Origin of the sequence: Sphingobacterium sp. HSC-15S19 (assembly GCF_050433745.1) — a bacterium.
GTDB lineage: Bacteria > Bacteroidota > Bacteroidia > Sphingobacteriales > Sphingobacteriaceae > Sphingobacterium > Sphingobacterium siyangense.
This window is the reverse complement of sequence record NZ_JBNPWQ010000002.1, coordinates 166,613-190,168: the sequence shown is the minus strand read 5'-3', so window position 1 is coordinate 190,168 and position 23,556 is coordinate 166,613. Positions and strand designations below refer to the sequence as shown.

The following is a 23,556-nucleotide window of genomic DNA, read 5'->3' as shown; positions in this document are numbered from 1 at the left end:
ATAATACTATTTCATTAAAACCAAATAATACGACCATCTTCTGCGCGAAGGCTATCTTAGCAATGTCCAATAAACGTTCAAGTTCCACCATATCTGGAATGTGACGTTTCATACGCAATGTATCTTCATCTAAATCTTCAAAATCGGCTACACGCCAATTTATATAAGCATCATGGACTTCAATGGAAATTTGGAACATATTGTTCAGGAGATCAGAGAATATAAGAACCGGATATCCATTTTACTTACCTCCATTTAAAAAAACCTGAGATAAGCAAAATCAAAGCTATTTCAATAAAAAGTTCCCAAAATGGGAACTTTTTATTGAGTTTGTTATAAGATTAAAAAATATTGAGAGTAAGATTAAAGAAAATACTACTAGGCTATGAGCTTTTCAATCTTTTACAATTATCCGCCCTTCACAGCCCCCGAAGAAACTGTAAATATGCCAAAGTCGTCGATCAGCATACGTTCCTTAACGACTCCATTGTAGGCCATCAGACGGTCTAATTCTTTCTGCGAACGACGGCGCATCACCCAGTCTTTTTTCTGATGACTGTTTAACACGTAAGCAATCATCTTTAACTGTGGATGCCATGGCTGTCCAGTATAAACCAAATGACTGCTTTCTTCACAAATCGAAGTTGCACCTTTTACAGCTCTACTTGCCATTTCGTTATCACCAAAAAGTTCAAAGATACCTGAGATAATAACAATGTTAGGCTTGAATTCCAGTTTGGAATAGGTAGCTGGATCAAAACAATCGTAGTTGGTAAATCGTATTCCCTGCAATCCGTTTCTACGGATAATCTTCTCTCCTACCGCAATATTTGACAACAGGAATTCATTAATCACGATTTCGGCCTCGGGATATTTTTCTTTAATATCAAATAAGTAATTTCCGGTCCCACCCGCAATGTCCAATATCTTAACGGTTTTCCCAGCAGCTTTAACTTTTGTTATATGCTCTTCCAGCAACTGTAACAAGTGTTGTTTTCGAATGCGAATTCCTTTCCAGCCGATGGCCTCCAGATAACCACGGTCGAGGATGCGGCCAAAGCGGTTTTTACCCTGCGATTCATTGCGATAGACGTAATCCAGCGATATCCCAGAATCAAATCCAAACTGCAGGCCTAAATTCATTCCTTTACTTAAGGAACCTATTTTACCCAATGCCCATTTCTGGACCGCATAATTCAATTTTTCACCCGCAGGAAGTAACTTATGGTATAATTGTTCATACTCTTTCACCGAAAACTCATCGGGTTCAAGCGTCAGCTCAGGACTTTGTCGGGCATAGGCCTTGTCGATAAAGTTTCGCAGATACTGGTACACCTTTTGCCGGTTTGTTTCAAATAGAATCCCATGGTAGAAATTACGTAATGTAATAAAGGTCTTCAATTTTGAAGCAATTGTCACAAAGAATTTTTTCTGCACCGAATTTTTGACCACATAATCTTTTTCAGCAGAAAGGACAATCACAGGAATATCAATCGCCGTAGCGTCTTCAACGATACGCTCGCCAGCTTTTAATAGATCAACCAACAAAGCGCCATTGATAGATTTGGAAATCAAAGGATCGGCATCGTAAGCCTTCTGCTGGTCTATATCGTGAGTCAACACTTTAGATTTGACATAACTCTGGATAATCAGATCTTTTTTTAGCTTTGTTCCCAAAGCAATCATCTGATTTGCCAAGGGCACATATAATTTAATTTCAAATGCAGGTGCCAACAATGCAATACCTGCGACTTTAGGAGCAAAATCATGTACCCAGGCACTGACAACAACTCCTGCAATACTATTGGCGATAACGAAAATGTCTTTCGAATCAACCAAATATTCACGGCCTATATAATGAACGAAACTATCTAGATCCCGCACATAATCCATAAAGATCGGTGAAACTGGTTCTTTCGTATAACCATGTCCGCGCAAATCAAATGCAAAGATTGAATGATCGGCAAACTGTGGATCCGTAGCCATCTCCTGCAGACGTTCCGAATGCTCATGCCCACGGTGCAGTACAATCAATGCCCGCTGTCCAGCCTGATAATTCCAGACGCGATATAATAACTCCCCTTGATCAAAACTCTTGAAGTAACCTGATTTCATGTATAATTTTACTGACTAATATCAAATAGTATATTTAACAACAAAGATCATGCAAATGACCGTCTAGCTATTTCTCTCGACTAGCACCTTCATCAACTTAAGTGCATGTTTATGCAATACAAGATGTTTATTATGAGATTTAACCAAATCTATAGCATCCATTAAATCTAAAGATAATATTTTTTGTGACAATAGAACAGCAAAAATCATACTCCTGCTGTAGCCCATTGTACAATGTATAATCATATTTTCACCTCGCTTCAATTGCTGATAACGGATGACGAGCGCAGCCAATATCCTTTCGGCATCAGCCAGCGTAATTGCCGCTATATCCAACAATGGAAATGAATGATAGTTTTCCTGTACATGTAGGATCGCTATTTCTTCCAATTCGGCAGCCAGGTCAAAAACAATCAGATGCTTATTCAGACCGAGCACACGGAGATCTCCTGCTGTCGTCCTCGGGCCTACATAACAACCTGGTAAAATCTCAAGCAATGGCAGATTATTACGACGTCTTGCGAATCGCCACAACAACCAATAAATCCATTGGTATGGGCTATAAAACAATTTCTTAAAGCCGGATATCCAACCTTTTTCATTTTTCAGAAACCTTGGATTATTGATAACATAATTCCTTCCTACCGCAATACAGACTAAGGATGGCCAACACAAAAGATATAATCCAAATGCATGAGTTCCGCCCCACAATGCCAGTAACAGTAAACACCAGCCGATGGCGTAGTAAACGTTGCCAATTCCCTGGTTTCTACGACAAACCTCGGCCTCCAAGTCTAATTTCGCCTTTTCGTCTAATTTCATCTTTTCGGTACCGGCCAAAAAGGGCAAATCCCCCGCCTTTAGCCTCAATAAAGCGTTGTCATGAAGCAATCCCGATGGTGATGGGAATAGGACAAATCCAACATGAACCAGAATCAACGCGGTCAACACATCCACCAGATGGTGCTGATAAACGGTGAGTGTAGCAATCCCCATGAATAGCAGCCAAATCCCCACTACCCAGCGTGTCCAACCTTTTAGCGCCCTACCGAGCACAGACCAAAACAGACATGCATACGCCACATGCAACGAAGGTGCTTGATTAAATGGAGAGTCATGCTTACTTAAAAAGGCGAAGAAGAATTTAAAAACAGGATGCTCAACGCTAGGCCTATCAAAAGAAAATCGCAAGGGAAAAATAGAAAAACAACAAATAGAGACGATGGTAATGAAACTGAAACGCTTCGTATAGACCCAAAGCTCTTCTCGACTTCGACAACAGAAAGGAACCAAAGCGAAGAACAAACCGCTACTCATGTAGGGGATAATCATCCAAGAAACGAACGGCATAAAGTGTTCAAAAGGAAACACAAACGAAGATACAGTAGCCTGATTTGCAGCATGGACCGCAGCAGCAGAATAAGTCAACTGGAAAAATAGCGCACAATAAAGGAAAACAGCAAATTGCAGCCCCCTATTTTTCAGTCGTTTTTCATCCATTTGGCCTTCCTTGACATAATTTTATTCAACACAATATTTGGAAGTAGTCCCAGAGATGCCATCAACCACTTCATACGCTTCGGAAAAACGACTTGCTTCTTCTTCTGTTCGATAGCTGTCATTATACGCTGTGCTGCATCGTCTACAGCGATTAAGAATGGCTTTTTAGACAAATCTTGCTTATTGAGGGCTCTCAGTTTATCTGTATCAACATAGCCCGGAGCAATAACAGTAACCGCAATTCCATATGGATAGAGTGCCCTACGATACGCATCAGCCACTTGGATTGCAGCACGCTTTGTCTTACTATATAGGCTTGAATTGGGAAAATGGAGCGTTCCCGAAACTGATGCAACGATTGCAATTTGTCCTTCCGACTGACCTTGCATAGCAGTTCTTGCCGCTTCAAAACAATTTAAAGTGCCCATCATATTGACCTGGAGCATAGCCACCGCCTCCTGATAGCTTATTTGTTGAGCAACGTCATCCGCGTAACTCCCTGTACAATTGATAAAGAGGTCTAAAGGCATATGCGCACAAAATGAACTGACTGCATTTTGCAGGCTGCTCAATTGACATACATCGACTTCAAAACTTCTGATGCTATGTCCCCAGGAATATGCTGACATTTTCGTCAGATCGCGCCCACATACCGCTACCTCTGCTCCTTGATCAAGATAACGCTTGGCCAAAGCAAGGCCTATTCCACTTGTACCACCGGCAATAAATACTTTCATTTCAATGAATTTAATGTCGCCTCATAACCATAGTTCCATTGCGCTTCCATCGCTTCCGCAAATTCTTGTTGATCAATCGGGAAAGACAGCGTAACTTCAAATTTAGACCAATCAATTCCTTTTTTACAGTATTTCCCAGCTAATTGTTCCGCGGCATCCTGTGTATCAATCCAATGTTCATACGGAAACTGCTGTTCCAAATCTGTTAATCGTTTATTTCCGCTAAAGCCTAATACTGCCCGAACCAACGCTTCTTCTTGCGGTTTATAAGGTTGTTTTCGCTCACATATGATGTTTTGAGCAAGCGACTTTGCTAGCTCCATTGGTACAAGATCAATTGCTCCACCCGTATAATACGTTTTATTGGAGCATACAGGTTCAATATAAAACATATCGGACATCGAAATACGGGCCGCCTGTAGCATAGAAAACTCAGCACTCAAATGAACCGCTTTAGCCACTGCACTATGCTCGTAATTACTAGCCGAAATTCCTATTGCCTCAACGGGCACGTTTGCCAATACATCCTGAGTTCCCATCAATATCTTTTGATAGAGTTTCCGGTCCCCACGCCGCTGCCCAACTTCAGACGGACTGAACAGCACTTTAGCGCCGACCACAAGTGCTGGAATTGCTGTTGAGAATGGTCTATCCAATGTAGGCAATAGTAAGGAAAGATCCTGTTCCATATGGACGAGATAGCGATTAAAAACGTCTTCAATAAAGGGTGCCCGTTTCTTATTAAACTGTTTTTTCAAAACATACACGCCCAGCCTCCCCAAACGACGCTGTTCTGTAAGCCGATGATGCAGGAAAAACTGATAAAACTCGTCTGATTGCAGATAGGACTTGCGAGCTTCATGTGTAGCAAAGGCCTGTATAACAGCCACTGCCATTGAACCACCGCAGCTCGCGATAAGCAGATCTGGCTTTAAGCCCAGCTCATCCAGCGCAGCGTACATACCAAGATATAGACTGAACCGAGTTCCACCCCCCGAAAATAAAACAGCACGTTGATAAGCCATCAGATTGAAATTTTAGTTAGCCTTCTCACTACCACATTCATCAAATCCTATTAATTCCCCAACAACAGGATAATCAAAGCATAAAACAGGGGCGCATTGAAGATCAGACTATCGATACGATCCAATAAACCACCATGCCCAGGAATCAATGTTCCAGTATCTTTAACTCCTGTCTTTCTTTTCAGATAGGAAAAAAGGACATCTCCCCAGAATCCCAAAATACCGAAAAACAAACCGAACAACGAAAAGTATAGAAAATTCTGAAATGGCAGTAAAAAATAGCCCAATAAATTACTCAATATAATTGTTAAGCTGATACCGCCCACACATCCCGCAATTGTCTTATTTGGACTAATACGCGGAACGATTTTACGTTTGCCAAAAAACTTACCCATCAGGTATTGAAAGACGTCATTCAGTTCCGTTAACACAACAATATATCCGATTAATTTTAGTCCTAGGAACGGGTTGCCATCCACTTTAATGGATCGGATAAAAGCTAAATGGCTAAATGCAAGCAAACAAGCTACCGCGCCCAAAAATAGTCCAAATACTGCTCCCTTCTTAACCTTTAAACCATATTTGAAAAACAAAGCAGTCACCAAACACAAGAAGCTAGCCAACAATAGATATGCTCGATAGGAACAAAAGTATAGGAGCAACGCTTGCAACAATGCCATGCAAAGAAAAACCAATGGTTGCGTCTTACATTCAGGGATAAACATACGAGCAAACTCGCGCATCCCTTGAAAGGTTATCCAGGCCACAAACAAGGGTGATATTGTTGGTGGAACGAAGGCAACCGCCAACACCAAGACAATATAACCCCAGCTTCTAACACGAACAGGAACATCTGCGAACTTGCTATTGGCATCAGCCATGCACCAAAGCCTTTCTCAATCGAGTTACCGAACTCAAAAGTAAGAGTAAGCACAAAACACCAAAAATATAACCTGAAACAGTAACCATTGAAATATGCAATAATGCTAAAATTCCATATACCCCCAACAGCAAAGCACGATCACTTTTACCCATCGGCCCATCGTAACGACGATCATTGGCAATCACCTTCCCGATCAATCCACAAAATTCATTCACAACACTTAATACGATAAAAGCGACGATAAGATATATGCTTTCTGGATGAAACTTCAGCAAAGGAAAAAATAGCACGACATCCGAAACAATATCTCCGACTTCGTTCAAGACTTCGCCCGTCTTGCTAGTCTGATTAAAAAGTCGTGCCATCATGCCATCTAAGGCATTCAAGGCCATTCGTAATAACAATCCGATTGGCAGGGCCAAAAAGAAAATCGGGAAACGATCAGCATACCAAAACAGTAAAGCAATGATCAAAGACAATACAATAGATCCGATCGTGATCTGGTTTGCCGTTACCTTTTTTCTATGTAAAAAGTTCAAGATCGGCATCAGCAACTGCTGAAATTTTGGTTTTAATTTATAAACAGAAATCATCTCGCGCTAGCTGTAATTTATTTTTTCATTTTTTTTAAAAAAAAAATTTGCATAGTGTAATATATACACTATATTTGTGTCATCATAATTTAGGTTTATAATTGGTTATTTAAGGTTTTCATTCTCCCCGTTTGGAAACCTTTTTTTTTGCCCTAAATTACCGATTACCATCTTCCACCGGCACCACCCCCACCAGAAGATCCGCCGCCAAAGCTTCCACCGCCACCACTACTGCTAGATCCTCCACCAGAGCTACTCGATGTTGAGCGCACTTTAACTGGAGTCGAGTGTTCACCATGAGATACCCGATGTCCACAATTCTTACATAAGTCAAAGCGTTCCTCCAATCCCTGCGAACTATAAGTTGCTGCACGTATCGTCTTGGTACGTCCAGTCTCAAAAGTTCTATAATGACATGCAGGACATTCACTGAACCCAACATTCTCGTCCCAGGGAACCAGCTTTGTTTCATTGGTCGCCTGATCTATCCAGATTTCATACGAACGACTACCGATTTTTTCCTCCAAAAGCTGCCCCTTATCCAGGTACGCACTTTCACGGGTAGATACATCATCCTTATTCATGCGCAACCAACGACCAGATTGATCTGGCGGCATCAATCGAAGTTGATTCTTCCGAATGCGCTTGTTTAATCCAATGAGATCAAATAGTGCCAATGGACTCAGTAATAGCGGAACCAAACCCCAGACACGAAATTTACGTAGAGCCCTTTGAATATTTTCCTCATCCTGATAGGAATTAACAATTTGCGTGCGGCTTGCATTGTATTTCATGGCCAGGGTAATACTACCAAAAACAACTATAAAATAAGGTAGATTTTTCCACTGATAGACCTCCTCAAAATTATTGAGGGCAAATGCACAGATAAACACCGAGATAAACATTAATATCCCCATACAGCCGCATCCACTGACTAAAGGCGGAAAATATTTACTTTTTTTGGTCAACTTTCCTTTGATCGCTCGCGTCACCTCGCCCAACCAGATATAACAGATCGCAAATAAACCTAAAACCAACAGAGAATTTCGCAGAATAGGACTTTTAAAACTCCAGACCGGCGTTGCCTCTGGCATCAAGCGTTCCAGCTCCGCCTTACTATCCGGTGAGGTAAGAATTGTCTTAATAAATTCTGCAGCCTCCGTAACACCGCGGTCGTAATCTTCATTCCTAAAATTGGGTACGAGATATTTTTCGCCAATACGTTTTAAATAAGCATCGGGCAAAATACTTTCCATACCATACCCTGTAATAAAACGGTATTCATGCCGGTCTTTAGCAATAAACAACAAAAGCCCATTGTTACTTTCCTTCTTACCGACACCCCAGGTATTGAATAATTTTAGGGCAAATTCGAAATCACTGTCGCCAACATAATCATTCACAACAACGATTGCAAATTCACCTTTTGTAGCAGCCTCAATCTGCGTCGATAAGCCATCTAATTCGGTCACTGTACCCGAGGATAGAATCCCATCAGGATTGGAGACAAAATAATCCTGTCCCTGTAATTTGGGGCTTGGCAAATTGTCGACGGTATAGGCGATAAATTGCCCGAAAGCTGACAGCCCGGGGAGGCAGCTTCCTACCCAAATCAATAAAAAAATATAAAAACGATGTAATCTCTGCATAGTTTTAGAACAACAAAATTTGGCTCATTGTCACGATATTAAGAAAAAAAAATCAAACAAAGGTTTTCATCAAAAAAAAGCCCATAATCAACCGATTATGGGCCTATATAATTCAATATTCGTTTAAGACGCTTTGTCCTATTAATGTATCCTAGCAATATGAAACTTTCTCATTCGCTGTCAATGGCCAAGCCAGTGTAAAATCAAGACACCGATCAATCCAATAACAGAAACGAGCGTTTCCATCACCGTCCATGAGCGAAACGTATCCTTCATGCTCACTCCAAAATAAGATTTAAACATCCAAAACCCCGGATCGTTGACGTGTGAGAACATGAGACTACCCGCTCCCGTCGCTAGCACCATTAATTCAGGAGTAACCTCTCCTGCCTGCACAATGGGAAGCATAATGCCCGCTGCCGTGAGCCCAGCAACACTAGCCGAACCGATAACTAGGCGAATGATACCGGCTATTAACCATGCTAGCACAAGAGGCGACAGGCTCAGGTCTGCGGTTAGGTCAGCGATGTAGTTCGCTACACCACTATCTACCAAAATTTGCTTGAAAGCGCCTGATGCTGCAATGATAAAAAGGATCATCATTATCCCGCGGATTGCTTCTTCCACACTTGCTGACTGCTCCCGCAAACTTTTGCCTTGGCGGATACCCATTGTGTACATCGCCATTAGCGATGCAATCATTAAAGCCACCACCGGGTCACCCAAGAAACGTAGTGCCTTCAGCCAAGAGGAGCCTTCTGGAAATATTAGATGGGAAAATGAACCAAAAGCAATTAAAATTATTGGAAAAAGCCCCGTAAATATACTAATTGCAAATCCGGGGAGCTCTTTTCGATCTGCTTGATTGTGTTCAGGAAAAAACTCAGTGGGTGGGTTGGTCGGAATACGCTTAAGCATCCTGCCAAAGAGCGGTCCACCGATAATTATCGCAGGAATTGCCACAATAATGCCATACACCATTGTTAAACCTATATCCGCTTTGTAGGTAAGCGCTATGGCGGTAGCTCCCGGATGTGGAGGCAAATAACCGTGTGTCACGGACAGCGCTGCCAGCAACGGAATAGCGACGTAAAGCAAGGGCATTTTATTGGAAGCACATACCATGAAAACGAATGGTACTAAGACGATAAAACCGACATTGTAGAATAAGGGAATTCCTACTAAAAAGCCCGTGAGAACCATTGCCCAAGGTAAGTTCTTTTTGCCAAATACAGCCGTTAGTACCGTTGTAATCTTTTCTGCAGCACCACCCTCCGCCATCAATTTCCCCAGTAGAGCCCCGAAAGCCAACAATAGTGCCAACTGGCCCATAGTGGTACTCACTCCAGTTTCAACAGATTTAAGGATATCGACGGCACTCATATTCATCGCAAAACCGACCGCAACAGAGGTTATCAGTAATGAAAAGATCGTATTTAACCGAACGACAGTGACTAAAAGAAGTAGTAAAGCTACTCCCAAAATAACGATGATTAGAGGCATAATAATTTATATCTAGTTAAAACTCACCTTCCAATAAATGGTACAGGCGTTCAAATTTTTGGAAGTTTCTAATATATACAGCGTGATTCTCCGCACTCGGTTTATAACAGTGCTCGGTATCTTGCTTTCCTTCCGTTTGTTTGTTTTTTATAGTAGGACCACCTCCCTGTATACCCAATGCTTCCAAGCCTATCAAGGCTGCTCCCCAAGCAGAGCTTTCTACTGTATTTTTGGTAAATACAGGTTTATTGAAAATGTCTGCAAGCATCTGCACCAACAACGATGAACGCGCTAAGCCGCCGCTTGCAAAGATCGTATGAATGGGACCGGTGTTCTCCTCTAATGCGAGTCCTACACTGTAAATTGCAAACAACATCCCTTCCATCATGGCACGCGCAAAGTGCGCCCTGCCATGATGCAACTGTATTCCAAAATAAACGCCTTTTGCATTGGAATTCCAATGTGGTGCCCGTTCACCAGTTAGATAGGGCAAGAATATCAAGCCCTCCGCCCCGGGAACGACGGAGTCGACCAAAGCATTTAACGCCGCAGAAGGATCTCCATCTGCTTGCATTTGGGTAAATTCGCACAAAAAGTTGTCTCGAAACCAGTTGCGTAATACACCGCCATTGTTAACCGCACCACCAATTATATATTCATTTGGTCTCAGCAGGTATGTAAATAGTCTTTGTTTTTTTTCTTGATTTGCCTGCGAACTTGCTACGCGAATAGCCCCACTGGTACCGATTGTTACCGAAGCCACTCCGGGACTTATAGCCCCTACCCCAAGATTAGCCAAACAACCATCGCTACCACCTATAACAAAAGGGGTATCTTCAGGGATCTGCATCAAGGCCGCAATTTTTTGGCAAGGCATATTTAAAATATAATCGACCGGAACTGGAGATGCTAGTTGCTCTTCCGATATACCTGCCAAGCTTAACGCCTGATCAGACCATGTTAGGTGATGTATGTCGAAAAGCCCTGTTGCAGATGCGATGGAATGATCGACCACGTAAACTCCAAAGAGCCGGTAAAAAAGAAATTCTTTGATACCGATAAACTTGTGCGACTGCGCAAATAATTTTTGATCGTTGGACTTTATCCACATTAATTTGCAAAGCAAAGACATGGGATGTATTGGTGTACCCGTCTGCTGATAAAGCAACCTGCCCGCCTCGCTTGCTTCCAAGGCAACCGCAATATGCTCGCTTCTGCGATCTGCCCATATAATGCAATTGCTAAGTGGCTGCCCCGCCGAGTCAACAGCGATCAGTCCGTGCATAGCACTGCTCACCGAAATACATTCGGGTTTCGGTATCTCTGCACGAGATTGCCTTAAGTTAATCATTACATACCGAATAGACTCAATACATGCTGCATAAACAATCTCAGGATCTTGCTCGTACCAGCCTTCCGACGGGTTTAATATAGGATAAGGTACACTATGCTGGCATAAGATGTTACCTTCGTAGTCAAATGCAACAGCTTTCGCAGATGATGTCCCAATGTCTAATCCAATGATCATAAATAAAATTGATGTTTAGGAGAGCTCAATATACGGATTATCTGTTGGTTTACAACAAAAGGCTCAATACCAGCAAACTAATTGAAGCGAGAGAAGTGCCACATACCGATCTGCTGATAATTGTCTTTCATAGTATAAACAAAAATGGTAAATTTCATCTTAGAAAAACAGCATTAAACGATGAGTATAGATAAAAATAATAACTACGATTTTGGAATAGTTGGGCTCGGCGTAATGGGACGTAATTTATTGCTGAACATCGCCGACAACGGTTTCGCAGTAGCAGGACTAGACCTAGATCCACAGAAAGCGGAGTCATTGGAAGCTGAAGCAAGCGAAGGACATCGCATCAAAGTGACGACCCAAGTAGAAGAGTTTATCGGGGCTTTGCAACAACCCAGAGCAATTATGCTATTGGTGCCGGCCGGAAAGCCGGTTGATATGGCAATTGCCAGTCTTGTTCCGCTTTTGAATAAAGGAGATATCATCATCGACGGCGGAAACACGTACTTCGCGGATACAGACAGAAGGTTTAATGAGCTTTCCGCTATGGGTATACATTTCTTCGGAATGGGCATATCGGGAGGAGAAAGTGGCGCTCGTCGCGGGCCAAGCTTGATGCCCGGTGGCGACAGAAAGGCATACGAAAGACTAAGGCCAATATTTGAGGCAGTTTCGGCCAAGGTAATCGGCGAACCCTGTGTAGAATTTTTAGGCAACGGGTCGGCCGGAAATTATGTAAAGATGGTGCATAACGGTATCGAATATGGTATCATGCAGTTAATTGCAGAGACCTATGACCTGATGAAAAGATTATATGGTTTTGACACCCAAACCATACAGCAGACCTTCGAAGAATGGAACAAGGGCGAACTAAACTCATTCTTGCTTGAGATTACCGCTCAGATTCTAAAGAAAAAAGAAGGTGACCAGTATTTGGTGGACCTGATTTCAGATTGGGCAAGATCAAAAGGAACGGGTAAATGGACTTCGCAAAATGCGATGGATCTACAGGTGCCAGTTCCGGTGATTGATGCAGCGGTCAATATGCGCGATATGTCCAAATACAAACCTGAACGTTTGGAGGCGGCAAAATTACTTCAATGGGATGGACAAGCGGTTGATCTCCCCGCAGCAACACTCATTTCTCGCTTAAAAAATGCATTGTACTTTGTGATCATCACGACCTATGCGCAAGGTTTGGCACAGCTTACTGTTGCATCGGAAAGCTATAGCTATGAGTTAGATTTACAGGTGGTAACCAAAGTCTGGCGAGGCGGCTGCATTATTCGCGCGGCTTTGCTCGAGGATTTTAGAAAAGCCTATGCGGCTAATCCTGACTTGTGTAATATCCTACTCGATAACACCATTGCACAAAAGTTGCTGAGCACGCAGGCCAGCCTTCGCGAGGTATTGAAAGATGCTATCGCAAACGGGATACCCGTATCCGGATACGTAAACGCACTCTCTTATTTTGATGCCTATCGATCGGAAAAATTACCTACAAATATTATACAAGCACAACGAGACTATTTTGGTGCACATACCTATGAACGTATTGATCGGGAAGGTATCTTTCACACGCTTTGGGATTAAGAAAAAAAAGCTTGAAGATTCGATTAATCTTAATTTAAAACGCAAAAAAGCGGCTTTTATATAAAAAAGCCGCTTTTAATAACTGAATCCCCTATTGGGTTTTATACTACGTTTATTTAGATGCTAACGTTCAATATCCTTCAAGCTACTCATCTTCTTGTATTCCAAGAAACCTTTAATATCTTCAAAATGCTCCCGTACGCGTTTATTTCCGAATTCAAAGACTTTCTCTGCCAAACCATCCAAAAAGTCACGGTCGTGTGAAACAAGGATCAGCGTACCATCGAAATCTTTCAAAGCATCTTTGATAATGTCCTTTGTTTTCATATCCAAATGGTTTGTCGGCTCATCGAGAATCAATACATTTACCGGTTCCAACAACAATTTTATCATCGCCAGACGTGTTCTTTCTCCTCCGGACAGCACTTTCACCTTTTTAGTTGTATCATCACCACTAAACATAAAGGCTCCTAAAAGATCTTTCATTTTAACACGCACTTCACCTACAGCGATTTGATCAATGGTATCAAAAACGGTCATCTCTCCATCAAGCAATGCGGCCTGATTTTGTGCAAAGTACCCAATTTTTGCATTGTGCCCTACTTTCAGCGTACCTTCGAAATCGATTTCCCCCATAATTGCTTTGATCATGGTCGATTTACCCTCACCGTTCTTCCCGACAAAAGCGACCTTTTCACCACGTTCGATGACCATATTTGCTTTTTGAAATACGACGTGTTCATCATAAACCTTGGTTAGATCCTCAACGATAACAGGATATTGACCCGAGCGCGGGGATGGTGGGAATTTAAGACGCAGTGCGGAAGTATCTACCTCGTCGATTTCAATGATTTCCAATTTCTCCAACATCTTGACCCGTGATTGCACCTGCAATGTTTTAGAATAGGTACCTCTGAAACGATCGATAAACTCCTGATTGTCCGCAATAAAGCGTTGCTGCTCTTCATACGCTTTTAGCTGATGCTGGCGACGCTCCTGACGTAATTCCAAGTAATGACTATACTTGGCACGATAATCATAAATCCTTCCCATCGTCACCTCGATGGTCCGATTGGTGATATTGTCGACAAATGCCCTGTCGTGCGAAATAACGATAACTGCTTTAGCCGAATTGACCAAGAAATCTTCCAGCCATTGGATACTCTCGATATCCATGTGGTTGGTTGGCTCATCCAATAAAATCAAATCGGGCTTTTTCAATAATATTTTAGCTAATTCGATACGCATCCGCCAACCACCGGAAAACTCAGAAGTCTGTCTTGTAAAATCCGAACGCTCAAAACCGAGCCCCTTCAGGACCTTTTCAACTTCTGCATCATAGTTAACTTCCTCAATCGAATAGAACTTTTCACTTAATTCGGATACACGTTCGATCAATTGCATATAATCGTCAGACTCATAGTCTGTACGGATATTTAATTGCTCATTCAGGTTTTCCAACTCATCACGCATACCATAGACTTCTTCGAAAGCCTTTGATGTTTCTTCAAAAACAGTCACGTTATCCTCTGTTAACAAATGTTGCGGTAAATAGGCTATAATGGCATCTTTCGGACCAGCAACATTACCTGTAGTAGGTTTACCCACTCCAGCGATAATTTTCAGTAAGGTGGATTTACCGGCACCATTTTTACCCATCAATGCGATCTTATCATTCTCATTGATGGAGAAAGATACATCTGAAAAAAGAGTTGTTCCCCCAAAGGAAACAGAAATATTATTTACGTCAATCACTGTATATACACTTAATTTTGGCACAAAGATAAGCGAATCAATCTTATAAATAGACAATGGTGCATTTTTGTGTATCTTTGCCCCATGCGTTTTGATATTATTACGGTCTTACCTGACCTCTTGGAAAGTCCATTTGCACACTCTATTTTGCAACGAGCAAAGAACAAAGGCTTGGCTGAAATATATGTCCACAATTTAAGAGACTATTCAACAAATAAACACAAAAGTGTCGATGATTATCCGTACGGTGGCGGATCGGGCATGGTCCTTCAAATAGAACCCTTTGCCAAGTGTATAGAGCAATTGCAAGCTGAACGGGAATACGATGAGATCATTTACATGACTCCCGACGGTGAAACATTCAATCAGGATATTGCGAATGGATTATCTACAAAGGGAAATATGATGATTCTCTGTGGGCATTACAAGGGAATAGATCAACGTATCCGTGATATTTATGTAACAAAAGAGATCTCAGTCGGTGATTATGTACTGTCCGGAGGTGAGCTTCCAGCGGCGATTGTTACAGATGCTGTTATCCGTCTGATTCCCGGAGTTTTGTCGGATGAGACATCCGCGCTTTCAGATTCTTTTCAGGATGGATTACTAGATGCGCCTATCTATACACGCCCTGCAGACTGGAAAGGCCACAAAGTACCTGATATTCTCCTCAGTGGTCACGAGGCAAAAATCGCTGAATGGAAAGATGAACAACAGTTAAAAAGAACGCAAGAAAGACGTCCTGATTTATTAAATGATTAAGAAATAAGGTGAATTTTTGTTTTTTTGTCACAAAAAGTTTGCTTATTTATTTTTTTTTATAAATTTGTGTAATAATGACACGAAGATATACAAATACAAATTGGTGGTGGCCTGAAGCAATAAGCATCGGGAACTAATTGGTATTGTCATAATATTTCATAATCAACCAAAACCATTTATGGAAATTCCAACCCCGATGCTGACCAGTATCGGGGTTTTTTTATGCATAGTTTACAACAAGAAGATAAGACACAAAAAATGAAGTATACATTCAAAACAAAAACCAGAAAGTTGCTTGCGGATACAACTACACCAGTGAGCATCTATCTTCGCCTAAGAGATATCTTTCCAAATTCATTGTTACTGGAAAGCTCCGACTACCATAGTCGCGACAACAACATCAGTTACATCTGTTGTCAACCAATTGCCGGAATCCAGCTCGATGAGAAAGAGCTGACACTCACTTATCCGGGTAGAGAACGTATCGTAAAAAATGCGCACGAAATCGAATTACGTCAAGAAGTTTCCGATTTTAGAAATTCCTTCGAAGATCATACAATTGCTGAACTTAACTTGATCTCCAATGGCCTATTTGGTTATTTCACCTTCGATTGTATTGAACACTTTGAGGACATCAAACTAACAACAACGGTAGATCCGGCACGGAAAATACCGTTTATGCAATATCATGTTTACAAATATGTCATTGCCATCGACCACTTCCGTAATCAACTCTATATTTTTGAACATCTGCTGGATGACGAAGAATCAGAACTTGAAAGAATGCAGTTCCTTATTCAGAACAAAAACTTTCCTGAATATACCTTCAAACTAGCTGGCGAGGAAAGCTCCAATCGTACCGATGAAGAACACCGTGAGTTGGTTAAGAAGATGAAAGAGCATATCCAACGTGGTGATGTATTCCAGATCGTTCCATCCAGAGGCTTTAAGACACCGTTCTCCGGTGATGAATTCAATGTTTATCGTGCGCTCCGCTCCATCAACCCTTCGCCCTATCTTTTCTATTTTGATTATGGTGACTTTAAACTTTTCGGATCATCGCCTGAGGCTCAACTGCGTATCCACGGGAAACAAGCGACGATTTTCCCTATTGCAGGAACATTCAAACGGACAGGTAACATGGAGGAAGATCAAAAGATAGCCACCAAGCTCAAAGAAGACCCTAAAGAAACTTCCGAACATGTTATGCTCGTCGATCTTGCCCGCAATGACTTAAGTAGACATTGCACCCAAGTTAAAGTTGAGTCCTACATGGAACCACAATATTACTCGCATATTATCCACTTGGTCTCCAAAGTAACAGGCACATTAAAAGATAATATCAACCCATTTGACATCGTAGGTGATACATATCCAGCGGGTACGCTTTCAGGAGCTCCAAAACATATGGCATTGACATTGATTGATCGTTATGAAGGATTACAACGCTCATTTTATTCGGGTGCAATTGGATTCATGGGTTTTAACGGAGACTTTAATCATGCCATTATGATTCGTTCCTTCCTAAGTAAACAAAACACCTTACATTATCAGGCCGGCGGCGGTATCGTATTAGATTCAGACCCCGAAATGGAGCTACAAGAAGTAAATAACAAAATTGCTGCGCTACGAAAAGCATTACAATTAGCAGAAACATTATGATCAGACCATTGGAATACTGTGTCAACAAGCAACATATCCATGATTCGGTAGACACCATTGACAACCGCATCGTTGAGCTATTGGCATTACGAAAAACCTATATCGGCAAAGGCAAGTCCTTCGAGGATGAGCAAAACGAAGAGCAGAATATCATTCGGAACCTGGACAGTAATTATGTCCTACTGGCAAAAAGATTTCATTTGCCAATCGAATTTATTCAGTCCATATTCCAGGAAATTGAAAATTATATTAATCAAGATTTTATAGCAAAAGGTTATGAGCAACAATAAAATAGTCGTTATAGACAACTACGATTCGTTCACCTACAACTTGGTCCATTTGTTACAGGAATTAGATCAAGAATATGTTGTATGGAGAAATGATAAATTTAAACTGGAAGATATTGATGCTTTCGATAAAATACTTCTTTCGCCGGGCCCAGGTATTCCAGAAGAAGCTGGATTATTACTTGATGTTATCCGTACCTACGCTCCACATAAAAGTATATTGGGTATTTGCTTAGGCCAACAGGCTATTGCAGAAGTCTTTGGTGGTACACTATTCAATATGGAAAAACCTTTGCATGGCGTAGCAACAAATATTTCTGTTGTTGATGAGTCAGAGAAATTGTTTCGGGACTTCCCAAAAGATTCCAAAATTGGACGCTACCATTCTTGGGCTGTAAACAAAGACACCCTACCAGCTAGCCTCAAGGTAACGGCAATCGACGAGAATGGCATCATTATGGCCTTAACCCATACCGAATACGATGTAAGGGGAATGCAGTTCCACCCAGAGTCGGTATTGACCACAAATGGTAAAAAATTAATTGAAAACTGGTTGGGAATCTAACATCTAAAAAAATGACTATACTTGATAAAATCATTGAACGAAAAAAAATAGAAGTAGAAAAAGCAAAAGCTTTAGTTCCTTTTGAGGAACTATTAAACTATCCCTATTTCAGTGTGGCTTGTCTATCGTTGAGAGAATCTATTCTTGATCCTGAAAAAACAGGAATTATAGCGGAATACAAAAGAGCATCGCCATCAAAAGGAGACATCAATAGTACTTCAGCAGTGGAAGATGTTGTAAAGGCATACGAGGAGGCAGGTGCTTCGGCAGTCTCGGTTCTTACTGATAGCGAATTTTTCAAAGGCAATTTAGAAGATCTATCGAAAGCACGCGAGGCTATTAGCATTCCTATCTTAAGAAAAGAATTCATCGTGGATAAATATCAGATCACCGAAGCGAAAGCTTATGGAGCAGATATCATCCTCTTAATTGCAGCATGTCTGAAAAAGGAGGAAATACAGGAATTTGCAGCCTATGCACACCAATTGGGTTTAAATGTTTTACTTGAGGTGCACAACGAACAGGAACTGTTGGATAATCTTTTCGATGACATTGACGCAATTGGTGTCAATAATAGAAACCTTAAAGATTTTTCAGTCGACATTCAGCATTCTTATGATCTCCTGAACAAAATACCAACAGAATATATTAAAGTGTCTGAGAGCGGTATATCTGATCCTTCGACAATTAAAGCTCTAAAAAGAGCTGGATTCCAAGGATTTTTAATTGGTGAAAATTTCATGAAGACAGCCGATCCTGGACAAGCTATCAAAGAATTTGTAAAAGAAATATAAGGAAATCAAACCCTGACGTTAGGAAGACTATACTTTCACTTAACTCTGAATTTGGCGGGGTTAGCGATTCGAACGGTCAACGTTCGACAGGATCTGAAGAGATCAAAAATCGGCTCTAAACTCGTGACAGTTAGCTAACTTTATACTAATGCCAAATTTTGTACCTTTGTAAAAAATTATCGAAGATGTCGGTCAAGATTGGTGAAAATATTGATTTGGGTAAATTCCCATTGTTATTAGCTCCGATGGAGGATGTAAGTGATCCTCCGTTTCGCTATGTGTGCAAACAGAATGGTGTTGATTTAATGTATACTGAATTTATTTCCTCGGAAGGCTTAATTCGGGATGCTGCAAAGTCAATTCAAAAACTTGATATTTTTGAATATGAACGTCCTATTGGCATTCAGATCTTTGGTGGAGATATTGAAAGTATGCGTCAATCTGCTGAGATCTGCACAAAAGCAGGGCCTAATTTAATCGACATCAATTACGGCTGTCCAGTTAAAAAAGTAGTCTGTAAAGGAGCTGGTTCATCCCTGCTACAGGACATCGATAAAATGGTTGCAATGACAAAAGCTGTCGTTGAGGCTACGGATCTACCCGTAACGGTGAAAACACGTCTTGGCTGGGATGACAACACAAAAAATGTATACGAAGTTGCCGAAAGGTTACAAGATGTGGGGATCAAAGCACTTGCGATTCATGGACGTACGCGCGCGCAGCTGTATAAAGGTCAGGCGGACTGGTCTATGATTCGTGATATCAAACGCAATCCGCGCATCAAGATTCCAATTTTTGGCAATGGCGATGTAGACTCTGTCGAAAAAGCTGCGGCATGGCGGCAGGAGTTTGAAGTGGATGGCATTATGATTGGCCGTGCAGCAATCGGATACCCCTGGATCTTTAGAGAAATAAAACATTTTTTCAATACTGGTGAGCGTTTAGAAGGACCAACTATTGCCGAACGTGTCGAGGTTTGCAGAACACATCTGAACAAATCCATTGAATGGAAAGGTGACAAATTGGGTATTTTTGAAATGCGCAGGCATTATGCGAATTACTTCAAAGGAATCCCCAACTTTAAAGAACACCGAATGAAATTGGTTAGCCTTCAAAGCCAGGCAGAGATTCTTGAGGTACTTCATGAAATTGAACACAATTTCTCGGCAGAAATGGTATAATCCTGAAGTCCACAATTTATAAAGAAAAAGGTCGTGCTAAGTTAACATTAGCACGACCTTTTTTCGTTTAAGCGTCTTTCTTTATGAATCGCTTGAGCTGATTTCTTTCCATCAGAAATACACCTCCAATGTAAGCAATCAAAAGCCCATTACCAACGAAGGTATTATGATTAAATACAAAATAGGATAGATAGGAGAAACATATTCCTACAACTATATACATCAGGATCTTGCCCAATTTATAAGGTATAGGATAATGTTTTTGTCCCCATACATAAGATAGCACCACCATAGAAAAGTAGGCTAAAAATGTGACTATTGATGCTCCAACATAACTGTATCTAGGAATCAGATAATAATTCGCAACGACAGTTATTCCTGCGCCTACCAATGAAATATACAAAGCGTACCGCGTTTGGTCAGAAAGCTTATACCATACCGAAAGATTCATATAGATTCCCAGCAGCACATAATTGAATAGTAATAGCGGAACGATGAAAAGTCCAGACCAATATAAGTCACGAGTTTCCACATTTCCTTTAATAAAATACTTCAGCCAGTCGATATTCGCTGTAATCCCCAGCATAACTAACATCATGGCAATTACGAAATATTCCATAATCAACGCATAGGTCTTCTTTGCATTAGCATTTTTTGCATAAGAAAAGAAAAATGGTTCGGCGCCCAATCGAAAAGCCTGAACAAAAATACTCAGAAACATCGCTAATTTTCCAACGGCTCCATAGATCCCCAAATCGCGATCACCAATATCCTTAGGCAGGTAGATTGGCAATACAATTTTATCTAAATTTTCGTTGATAATATAAGAAATATTGGCAATTAAAATCGGAAAGCTATACGATAGCATCTTTAAGATTAACTGCTTTTCGGGTTTAAAATAGAAACCCCTCATCTCAGGAAGGAGCAATAGAAAGGTTGCTGCACTTGCCACAATATTAGAAATAAATACATAACCTATCCATTCATTTCTATACCAGCCGGAACACCAAGTGCCCAAAGCACCACCATCTTTTATCAAATAGGGAACTAGCGCAATAAAGAACAGGTTAAGAGCAACCATAATACCGATGTTGGCCAATTTAATGGCACCAAATCGAATAGGCCTTCCCTCTGATCTCAATTTCGCAAAAGGAACAATAGCTAATGCATCCAATGCCAATATGAGGGCGAAATATTTTACATAGCTCTCGTAATCGGCATTGTAAGTTCCCTTATTCAACCAGCTACCAAAAGTACCCGCAAAGACGAAGGCCGTTATAAAAAATAATACTGCCAGAGAGGCAATGACGATAAAACTGTTATTGAAAACCTGCTTTTTATCCTTTTCTTCGACTTTTTGGAGAAACCTAAAAAAAGTTGTTTCCATACCAAATGCCAAAACAGCATTGATCATGGACGCCCAGGCATACATATTGGTAAATATTCCGTAGGACGCAGGTGGATATTTGAGCACATATAATGGCGTCATGACGAAATACAGCATACGAGCTATAATCGTACTCAGGCCATAAATCATGGTCTGTCCGGCGAATTTTTTAAGTACTGACAAGGCGAAAAGACTTAAGATTGAACTCTTTTAACTACTTCAAAATTGGAAAAGCCCTTCATTTCGCCTTCCTTTACCTCAACACTTTCAACAATTGCACCCTCCGGTCCTTCTTGGCAGAAGTCCAACAGTGAATCTAGTGCAAAATCATCACCCTCGCCCTCGATATAAACAGAACCATCTTTTAAATTGACAACAAAGCCTCTAACACCGACTTGATCTGCAACCGCCTTGGCTGTCAATCTAAAAAAGACACCCTGTACTTTACCTCTTATTGAAATATTCAAATGTTTCATCTGTAACTTATTTTTTCTTCCATCGGTCAGATGGAACTTACCATGACTATAGTTTCGTTATTATAGTCATGGACGGTTCAATAAGAGCAAAAGTACAGAAGTTTTGGGGAATTAAATACTACGCTAAACGTTTTACCTTAACATCTTCATTTAGGCGCATGTGTTCCATACCTTGCAACAACACAATCCCAGGTTTTTTACCCACTTCAAGTGAGCCAAATTCATTCTCAATGTTCAACGCGATAGCACCATTGATTGTAGCCCATTGAATAGTCTGCAAGAAATCCAGATCCTCAAAGTGCGCATGCAATACCTTTAGCTCCTCCAAAATGGACAATGTGTCGTTTGAAGCTAAACTGTCCGTTCCAATTACCAAACGCTGTCCGGCATTCATAAAATTCTGAACCTTTGGTAATGTTCCCTCAATATAAAGGTTGGCCTTTGGACAGAGACACCACATCACATCACGATCCATACGCTCTACAAAATCCAAATCTTTAAGAGAGGTATAGGTATTATGAACCAACAATAATTTATTTGGATAAGGCAAATAAGGAAGATAAGACTGAATCGAATTTCTTGCCTGCGCCTTAATCGCATCAGCATTTTTTCCTATACTTTTATAAAAGTCCAAGAACTCACCCATTTTATAACGGAACAGTTTATTCTCCTCTTCACTTTCTTGATTGTGAATACTGATAATATTTGTTTCCGGAACCATCTTCTTGAATTTTTTAAAAAGGACCTTCGAACAAGAATAGGGAGCGTGCGGAGTAATGGATACATGCCCATTCCTAAACTCTTGGGTCAACGATTTAGCCTCCTTTAACTTAAAGTCAGCTTCTTCAGGTTCAATTCCGAGCACCTCCACAAATGTGTGATATAATATCTGTGAATCTTCCTTCAATTTTGAAGAATTATCAGTGTTGGCGTGATCTCCGACTGCGACAATACCATTTTCGTACATATCTCGATCGGCTTTGGCCATAGCGTCATCTATTTTTTTCATCGATGCCGACCGCGTTGTCATCACCTTACTGAGAAAGCTCGGAAGCCCCGTACCTTTAGGAACAATACCTTTCATATGCGACAATTCAATGTGGCAATGTGCATTGATAAAACCTGGAATTATCACTCCTTCATATCTCTCAACCTTCGTTTTATCTGAAGGTGTAAATGAAGTTGGGTCATAGATACCTTGAATTACCCCCTCCTCATCTACCGAAACAATACCGTCTTTTATTGGCATTGAAGTAATCGGCAGAATATAATTAGCGCTTAAATATTTTAACATTTTATCTCCTCACTATCAATTTAGTAACTAAAATTTTTTGACCTGTATGAATACATACCTTTAGTAGAAAAATTCATGCCAAGGTACCTAAAAAGAACAATAAATACCAAAAACAACAATTTGCACAAATTTTTAACCAAAAAGAAATAATACCGCAAATCCGCTCTTTTTCATTTGTCATAAATTACTTCTTTATACTTCATTTCAATTTTAAATTTATATATTCGCAGCATCGAATAGGGGTGCCTTGTTTTGTCAGGAACA

21 protein-coding genes are annotated in these 23,556 nt (G+C 40.8%); 8 read left to right on the top strand and 13 right to left on the bottom strand.

What is annotated here, in order from left to right; genetic code table 11:
* Window positions 1-408: 408 nt before the first annotated feature.
* The 9 genes from L1283_RS02695 to L1283_RS02655 form a co-directional block, all read right to left on the bottom strand.
* Window positions 409-2,115 carry a bifunctional alpha/beta hydrolase/class I SAM-dependent methyltransferase gene (locus L1283_RS02695; RefSeq protein WP_145327188.1) on the bottom strand — a complete coding sequence of 569 codons (1,707 nt, stop codon included), beginning with the start codon at window positions 2,113-2,115 and terminating at the stop codon, window positions 409-411.
* Between the two features lie 63 nt (window positions 2,116-2,178).
* Window positions 2,179-3,615 (bottom strand): phosphatase PAP2 family protein, encoded by a 1,437-nt coding sequence (locus tag L1283_RS02690; RefSeq protein WP_313238850.1) that lies wholly within the window; start codon window positions 3,613-3,615, stop codon window positions 2,179-2,181.
* A complete protein-coding gene (locus L1283_RS02685; protein WP_145327191.1) occupies window positions 3,597-4,352 on the bottom strand; it encodes an SDR family NAD(P)-dependent oxidoreductase in 756 nt (251 codons plus the stop codon). The genes L1283_RS02690 and L1283_RS02685 overlap by 19 nt, the downstream gene beginning before the upstream one ends.
* Window positions 4,349-5,377, bottom strand: coding sequence for a patatin-like phospholipase family protein (locus L1283_RS02680; RefSeq protein ID WP_313238848.1), 1,029 nt, complete (start codon window positions 5,375-5,377; stop codon window positions 4,349-4,351). Before L1283_RS02680 ends, L1283_RS02685 begins: the two co-directional genes overlap by 4 nt.
* A 50-nt stretch (window positions 5,378-5,427) precedes the next feature.
* Window positions 5,428-6,258: a phosphatidate cytidylyltransferase gene (locus tag L1283_RS02675; RefSeq protein ID WP_313238846.1), complete on the bottom strand. Its 831-nt coding sequence runs from the start codon at window positions 6,256-6,258 to the stop codon at window positions 5,428-5,430.
* Complete coding sequence (locus tag L1283_RS02670; RefSeq protein ID WP_313238843.1) at window positions 6,251-6,853, bottom strand: CDP-alcohol phosphatidyltransferase family protein; 603 nt, start codon at window positions 6,851-6,853, stop codon at window positions 6,251-6,253. Before L1283_RS02670 ends, L1283_RS02675 begins: the two co-directional genes overlap by 8 nt.
* A 164-nt stretch (window positions 6,854-7,017) precedes the next feature.
* Window positions 7,018-8,502, bottom strand: coding sequence for a TPM domain-containing protein (locus tag L1283_RS02665; RefSeq protein WP_313238841.1), 1,485 nt, complete (start codon window positions 8,500-8,502; stop codon window positions 7,018-7,020).
* 180 nt (window positions 8,503-8,682) lie between these two features.
* A complete protein-coding gene (locus L1283_RS02660; protein WP_286732310.1) occupies window positions 8,683-10,005 on the bottom strand; it encodes a gluconate:H+ symporter in 1,323 nt (440 codons plus the stop codon).
* 16 nt (window positions 10,006-10,021) lie between these two features.
* Window positions 10,022-11,533: a gluconokinase gene (locus tag L1283_RS02655; RefSeq protein ID WP_286732308.1), complete on the bottom strand. Its 1,512-nt coding sequence runs from the start codon at window positions 11,531-11,533 to the stop codon at window positions 10,022-10,024.
* 11 nt (window positions 11,534-11,544) lie between these two features.
* On the opposite strand from L1283_RS02655, the gene L1283_RS02650 reads away from it, so the two are divergent.
* Both L1283_RS02650 and gndA read left to right on the top strand, forming a co-directional pair.
* Window positions 11,545-11,727, top strand: coding sequence for a hypothetical protein (locus L1283_RS02650; protein WP_198386027.1), 183 nt, complete (start codon window positions 11,545-11,547; stop codon window positions 11,725-11,727).
* Window positions 11,714-13,129, top strand: coding sequence for an NADP-dependent phosphogluconate dehydrogenase (gndA, locus tag L1283_RS02645; RefSeq protein WP_313238839.1), 1,416 nt, complete (start codon window positions 11,714-11,716; stop codon window positions 13,127-13,129). Before L1283_RS02650 ends, gndA begins: the two co-directional genes overlap by 14 nt.
* Window positions 13,130-13,252: 123 nt before the next feature.
* On the opposite strand, the gene L1283_RS02640 is transcribed toward gndA, so the two are convergent.
* Window positions 13,253-14,884 (bottom strand): ABC-F family ATP-binding cassette domain-containing protein, encoded by a 1,632-nt coding sequence (locus L1283_RS02640; protein WP_075994613.1) that lies wholly within the window; start codon window positions 14,882-14,884, stop codon window positions 13,253-13,255.
* A gap of 84 nt (window positions 14,885-14,968) precedes the next feature.
* Here L1283_RS02640 and trmD point away from each other — a divergent pair, with 84 nt between their 5' ends.
* The 6 genes from trmD (at window position 14,969) to dusB (ending at window position 20,135) form a co-directional block, all read left to right on the top strand.
* Entirely contained in the window at window positions 14,969-15,646 is a 678-nt protein-coding gene (gene trmD / locus L1283_RS02635) for a tRNA (guanosine(37)-N1)-methyltransferase TrmD (protein WP_286732302.1), read from the top strand.
* 258 nt (window positions 15,647-15,904) lie between these two features.
* Window positions 15,905-17,308 carry an anthranilate synthase component I family protein gene (locus tag L1283_RS02630; protein WP_286848172.1) on the top strand — a complete coding sequence of 468 codons (1,404 nt, stop codon included), beginning with the start codon at window positions 15,905-15,907 and terminating at the stop codon, window positions 17,306-17,308.
* Window positions 17,305-17,598 (top strand): chorismate mutase, encoded by a 294-nt coding sequence (locus tag L1283_RS02625; RefSeq protein ID WP_075990830.1) that lies wholly within the window; start codon window positions 17,305-17,307, stop codon window positions 17,596-17,598. Before L1283_RS02630 ends, L1283_RS02625 begins: the two co-directional genes overlap by 4 nt.
* Window positions 17,585-18,160 carry an anthranilate synthase component II gene (locus L1283_RS02620; RefSeq protein WP_145327205.1) on the top strand — a complete coding sequence of 192 codons (576 nt, stop codon included), beginning with the start codon at window positions 17,585-17,587 and terminating at the stop codon, window positions 18,158-18,160. Before L1283_RS02625 ends, L1283_RS02620 begins: the two co-directional genes overlap by 14 nt.
* An 11-nt stretch (window positions 18,161-18,171) precedes the next feature.
* Window positions 18,172-18,954 carry an indole-3-glycerol phosphate synthase TrpC gene (trpC, locus tag L1283_RS02615; RefSeq protein WP_075990828.1) on the top strand — a complete coding sequence of 261 codons (783 nt, stop codon included), beginning with the start codon at window positions 18,172-18,174 and terminating at the stop codon, window positions 18,952-18,954.
* 185 nt (window positions 18,955-19,139) lie between these two features.
* Complete coding sequence (gene dusB, locus L1283_RS02610) at window positions 19,140-20,135, top strand: tRNA dihydrouridine synthase DusB (RefSeq protein ID WP_046674816.1); 996 nt, start codon at window positions 19,140-19,142, stop codon at window positions 20,133-20,135.
* A 67-nt stretch (window positions 20,136-20,202) separates the two neighbouring features.
* Here dusB and L1283_RS02605 read toward each other — a convergent pair whose 3' ends face one another.
* From L1283_RS02605 to L1283_RS02595, 3 genes are all read right to left on the bottom strand, one after another.
* A complete protein-coding gene (locus tag L1283_RS02605; RefSeq protein ID WP_286851477.1) occupies window positions 20,203-21,672 on the bottom strand; it encodes a lipopolysaccharide biosynthesis protein in 1,470 nt (489 codons plus the stop codon).
* A gap of 44 nt (window positions 21,673-21,716) precedes the next feature.
* Entirely contained in the window at window positions 21,717-21,998 is a 282-nt protein-coding gene (locus tag L1283_RS02600; RefSeq protein ID WP_286732295.1) for an acylphosphatase, read from the bottom strand.
* A 118-nt stretch (window positions 21,999-22,116) separates the two neighbouring features.
* Window positions 22,117-23,292 carry an amidohydrolase family protein gene (locus tag L1283_RS02595; RefSeq protein WP_088160035.1) on the bottom strand — a complete coding sequence of 392 codons (1,176 nt, stop codon included), beginning with the start codon at window positions 23,290-23,292 and terminating at the stop codon, window positions 22,117-22,119.
* Window positions 23,293-23,556 lie beyond the last annotated feature (264 nt).

Excerpts from the sequence above, each read along its gene's own strand:
- L1283_RS02695 (WP_145327188.1), bottom strand. The coding sequence starts at position 2,115 with ATGAAATCAGGTTACTTCAAGAGTTTTGATCAAGGGGAGTTATTATAT.
- L1283_RS02690 (WP_313238850.1), bottom strand. The coding sequence starts at position 3,615 with ATGGATGAAAAACGACTGAAAAATAGGGGGCTGCAATTTGCTGTTTTC.
- L1283_RS02685 (WP_145327191.1), bottom strand. The coding sequence starts at position 4,352 with ATGAAAGTATTTATTGCCGGTGGTACAAGTGGAATAGGCCTTGCTTTG.
- L1283_RS02680 (WP_313238848.1), bottom strand. The coding sequence starts at position 5,377 with ATGGCTTATCAACGTGCTGTTTTATTTTCGGGGGGTGGAACTCGGTTC.
- L1283_RS02675 (WP_313238846.1), bottom strand. The coding sequence starts at position 6,258 with ATGGCTGATGCCAATAGCAAGTTCGCAGATGTTCCTGTTCGTGTTAGA.
- L1283_RS02670 (WP_313238843.1), bottom strand. The coding sequence starts at position 6,853 with ATGATTTCTGTTTATAAATTAAAACCAAAATTTCAGCAGTTGCTGATG.
- L1283_RS02665 (WP_313238841.1), bottom strand. The coding sequence starts at position 8,502 with ATGCAGAGATTACATCGTTTTTATATTTTTTTATTGATTTGGGTAGGA.
- L1283_RS02660 (WP_286732310.1), bottom strand. The coding sequence starts at position 10,005 with ATGCCTCTAATCATCGTTATTTTGGGAGTAGCTTTACTACTTCTTTTA.
- L1283_RS02655 (WP_286732308.1), bottom strand. The coding sequence starts at position 11,533 with ATGATCATTGGATTAGACATTGGGACATCATCTGCGAAAGCTGTTGCA.
- L1283_RS02650 (WP_198386027.1), top strand. The coding sequence starts at position 11,545 with ATGTTTAGGAGAGCTCAATATACGGATTATCTGTTGGTTTACAACAAA.
- gndA (WP_313238839.1), top strand. The coding sequence starts at position 11,714 with ATGAGTATAGATAAAAATAATAACTACGATTTTGGAATAGTTGGGCTC.
- trmD (WP_286732302.1), top strand. The coding sequence starts at position 14,969 with ATGCGTTTTGATATTATTACGGTCTTACCTGACCTCTTGGAAAGTCCA.
- L1283_RS02630 (WP_286848172.1), top strand. The coding sequence starts at position 15,905 with ATGAAGTATACATTCAAAACAAAAACCAGAAAGTTGCTTGCGGATACA.
- L1283_RS02625 (WP_075990830.1), top strand. The coding sequence starts at position 17,305 with ATGATCAGACCATTGGAATACTGTGTCAACAAGCAACATATCCATGAT.
- L1283_RS02620 (WP_145327205.1), top strand. The coding sequence starts at position 17,585 with ATGAGCAACAATAAAATAGTCGTTATAGACAACTACGATTCGTTCACC.
- trpC (WP_075990828.1), top strand. The coding sequence starts at position 18,172 with ATGACTATACTTGATAAAATCATTGAACGAAAAAAAATAGAAGTAGAA.
- dusB (WP_046674816.1), top strand. The coding sequence starts at position 19,140 with ATGTCGGTCAAGATTGGTGAAAATATTGATTTGGGTAAATTCCCATTG.
- L1283_RS02605 (WP_286851477.1), bottom strand. The coding sequence starts at position 21,672 with ATGATTTATGGCCTGAGTACGATTATAGCTCGTATGCTGTATTTCGTC.
- L1283_RS02600 (WP_286732295.1), bottom strand. The coding sequence starts at position 21,998 with ATGAAACATTTGAATATTTCAATAAGAGGTAAAGTACAGGGTGTCTTT.
- L1283_RS02595 (WP_088160035.1), bottom strand. The coding sequence starts at position 23,292 with ATGTTAAAATATTTAAGCGCTAATTATATTCTGCCGATTACTTCAATG.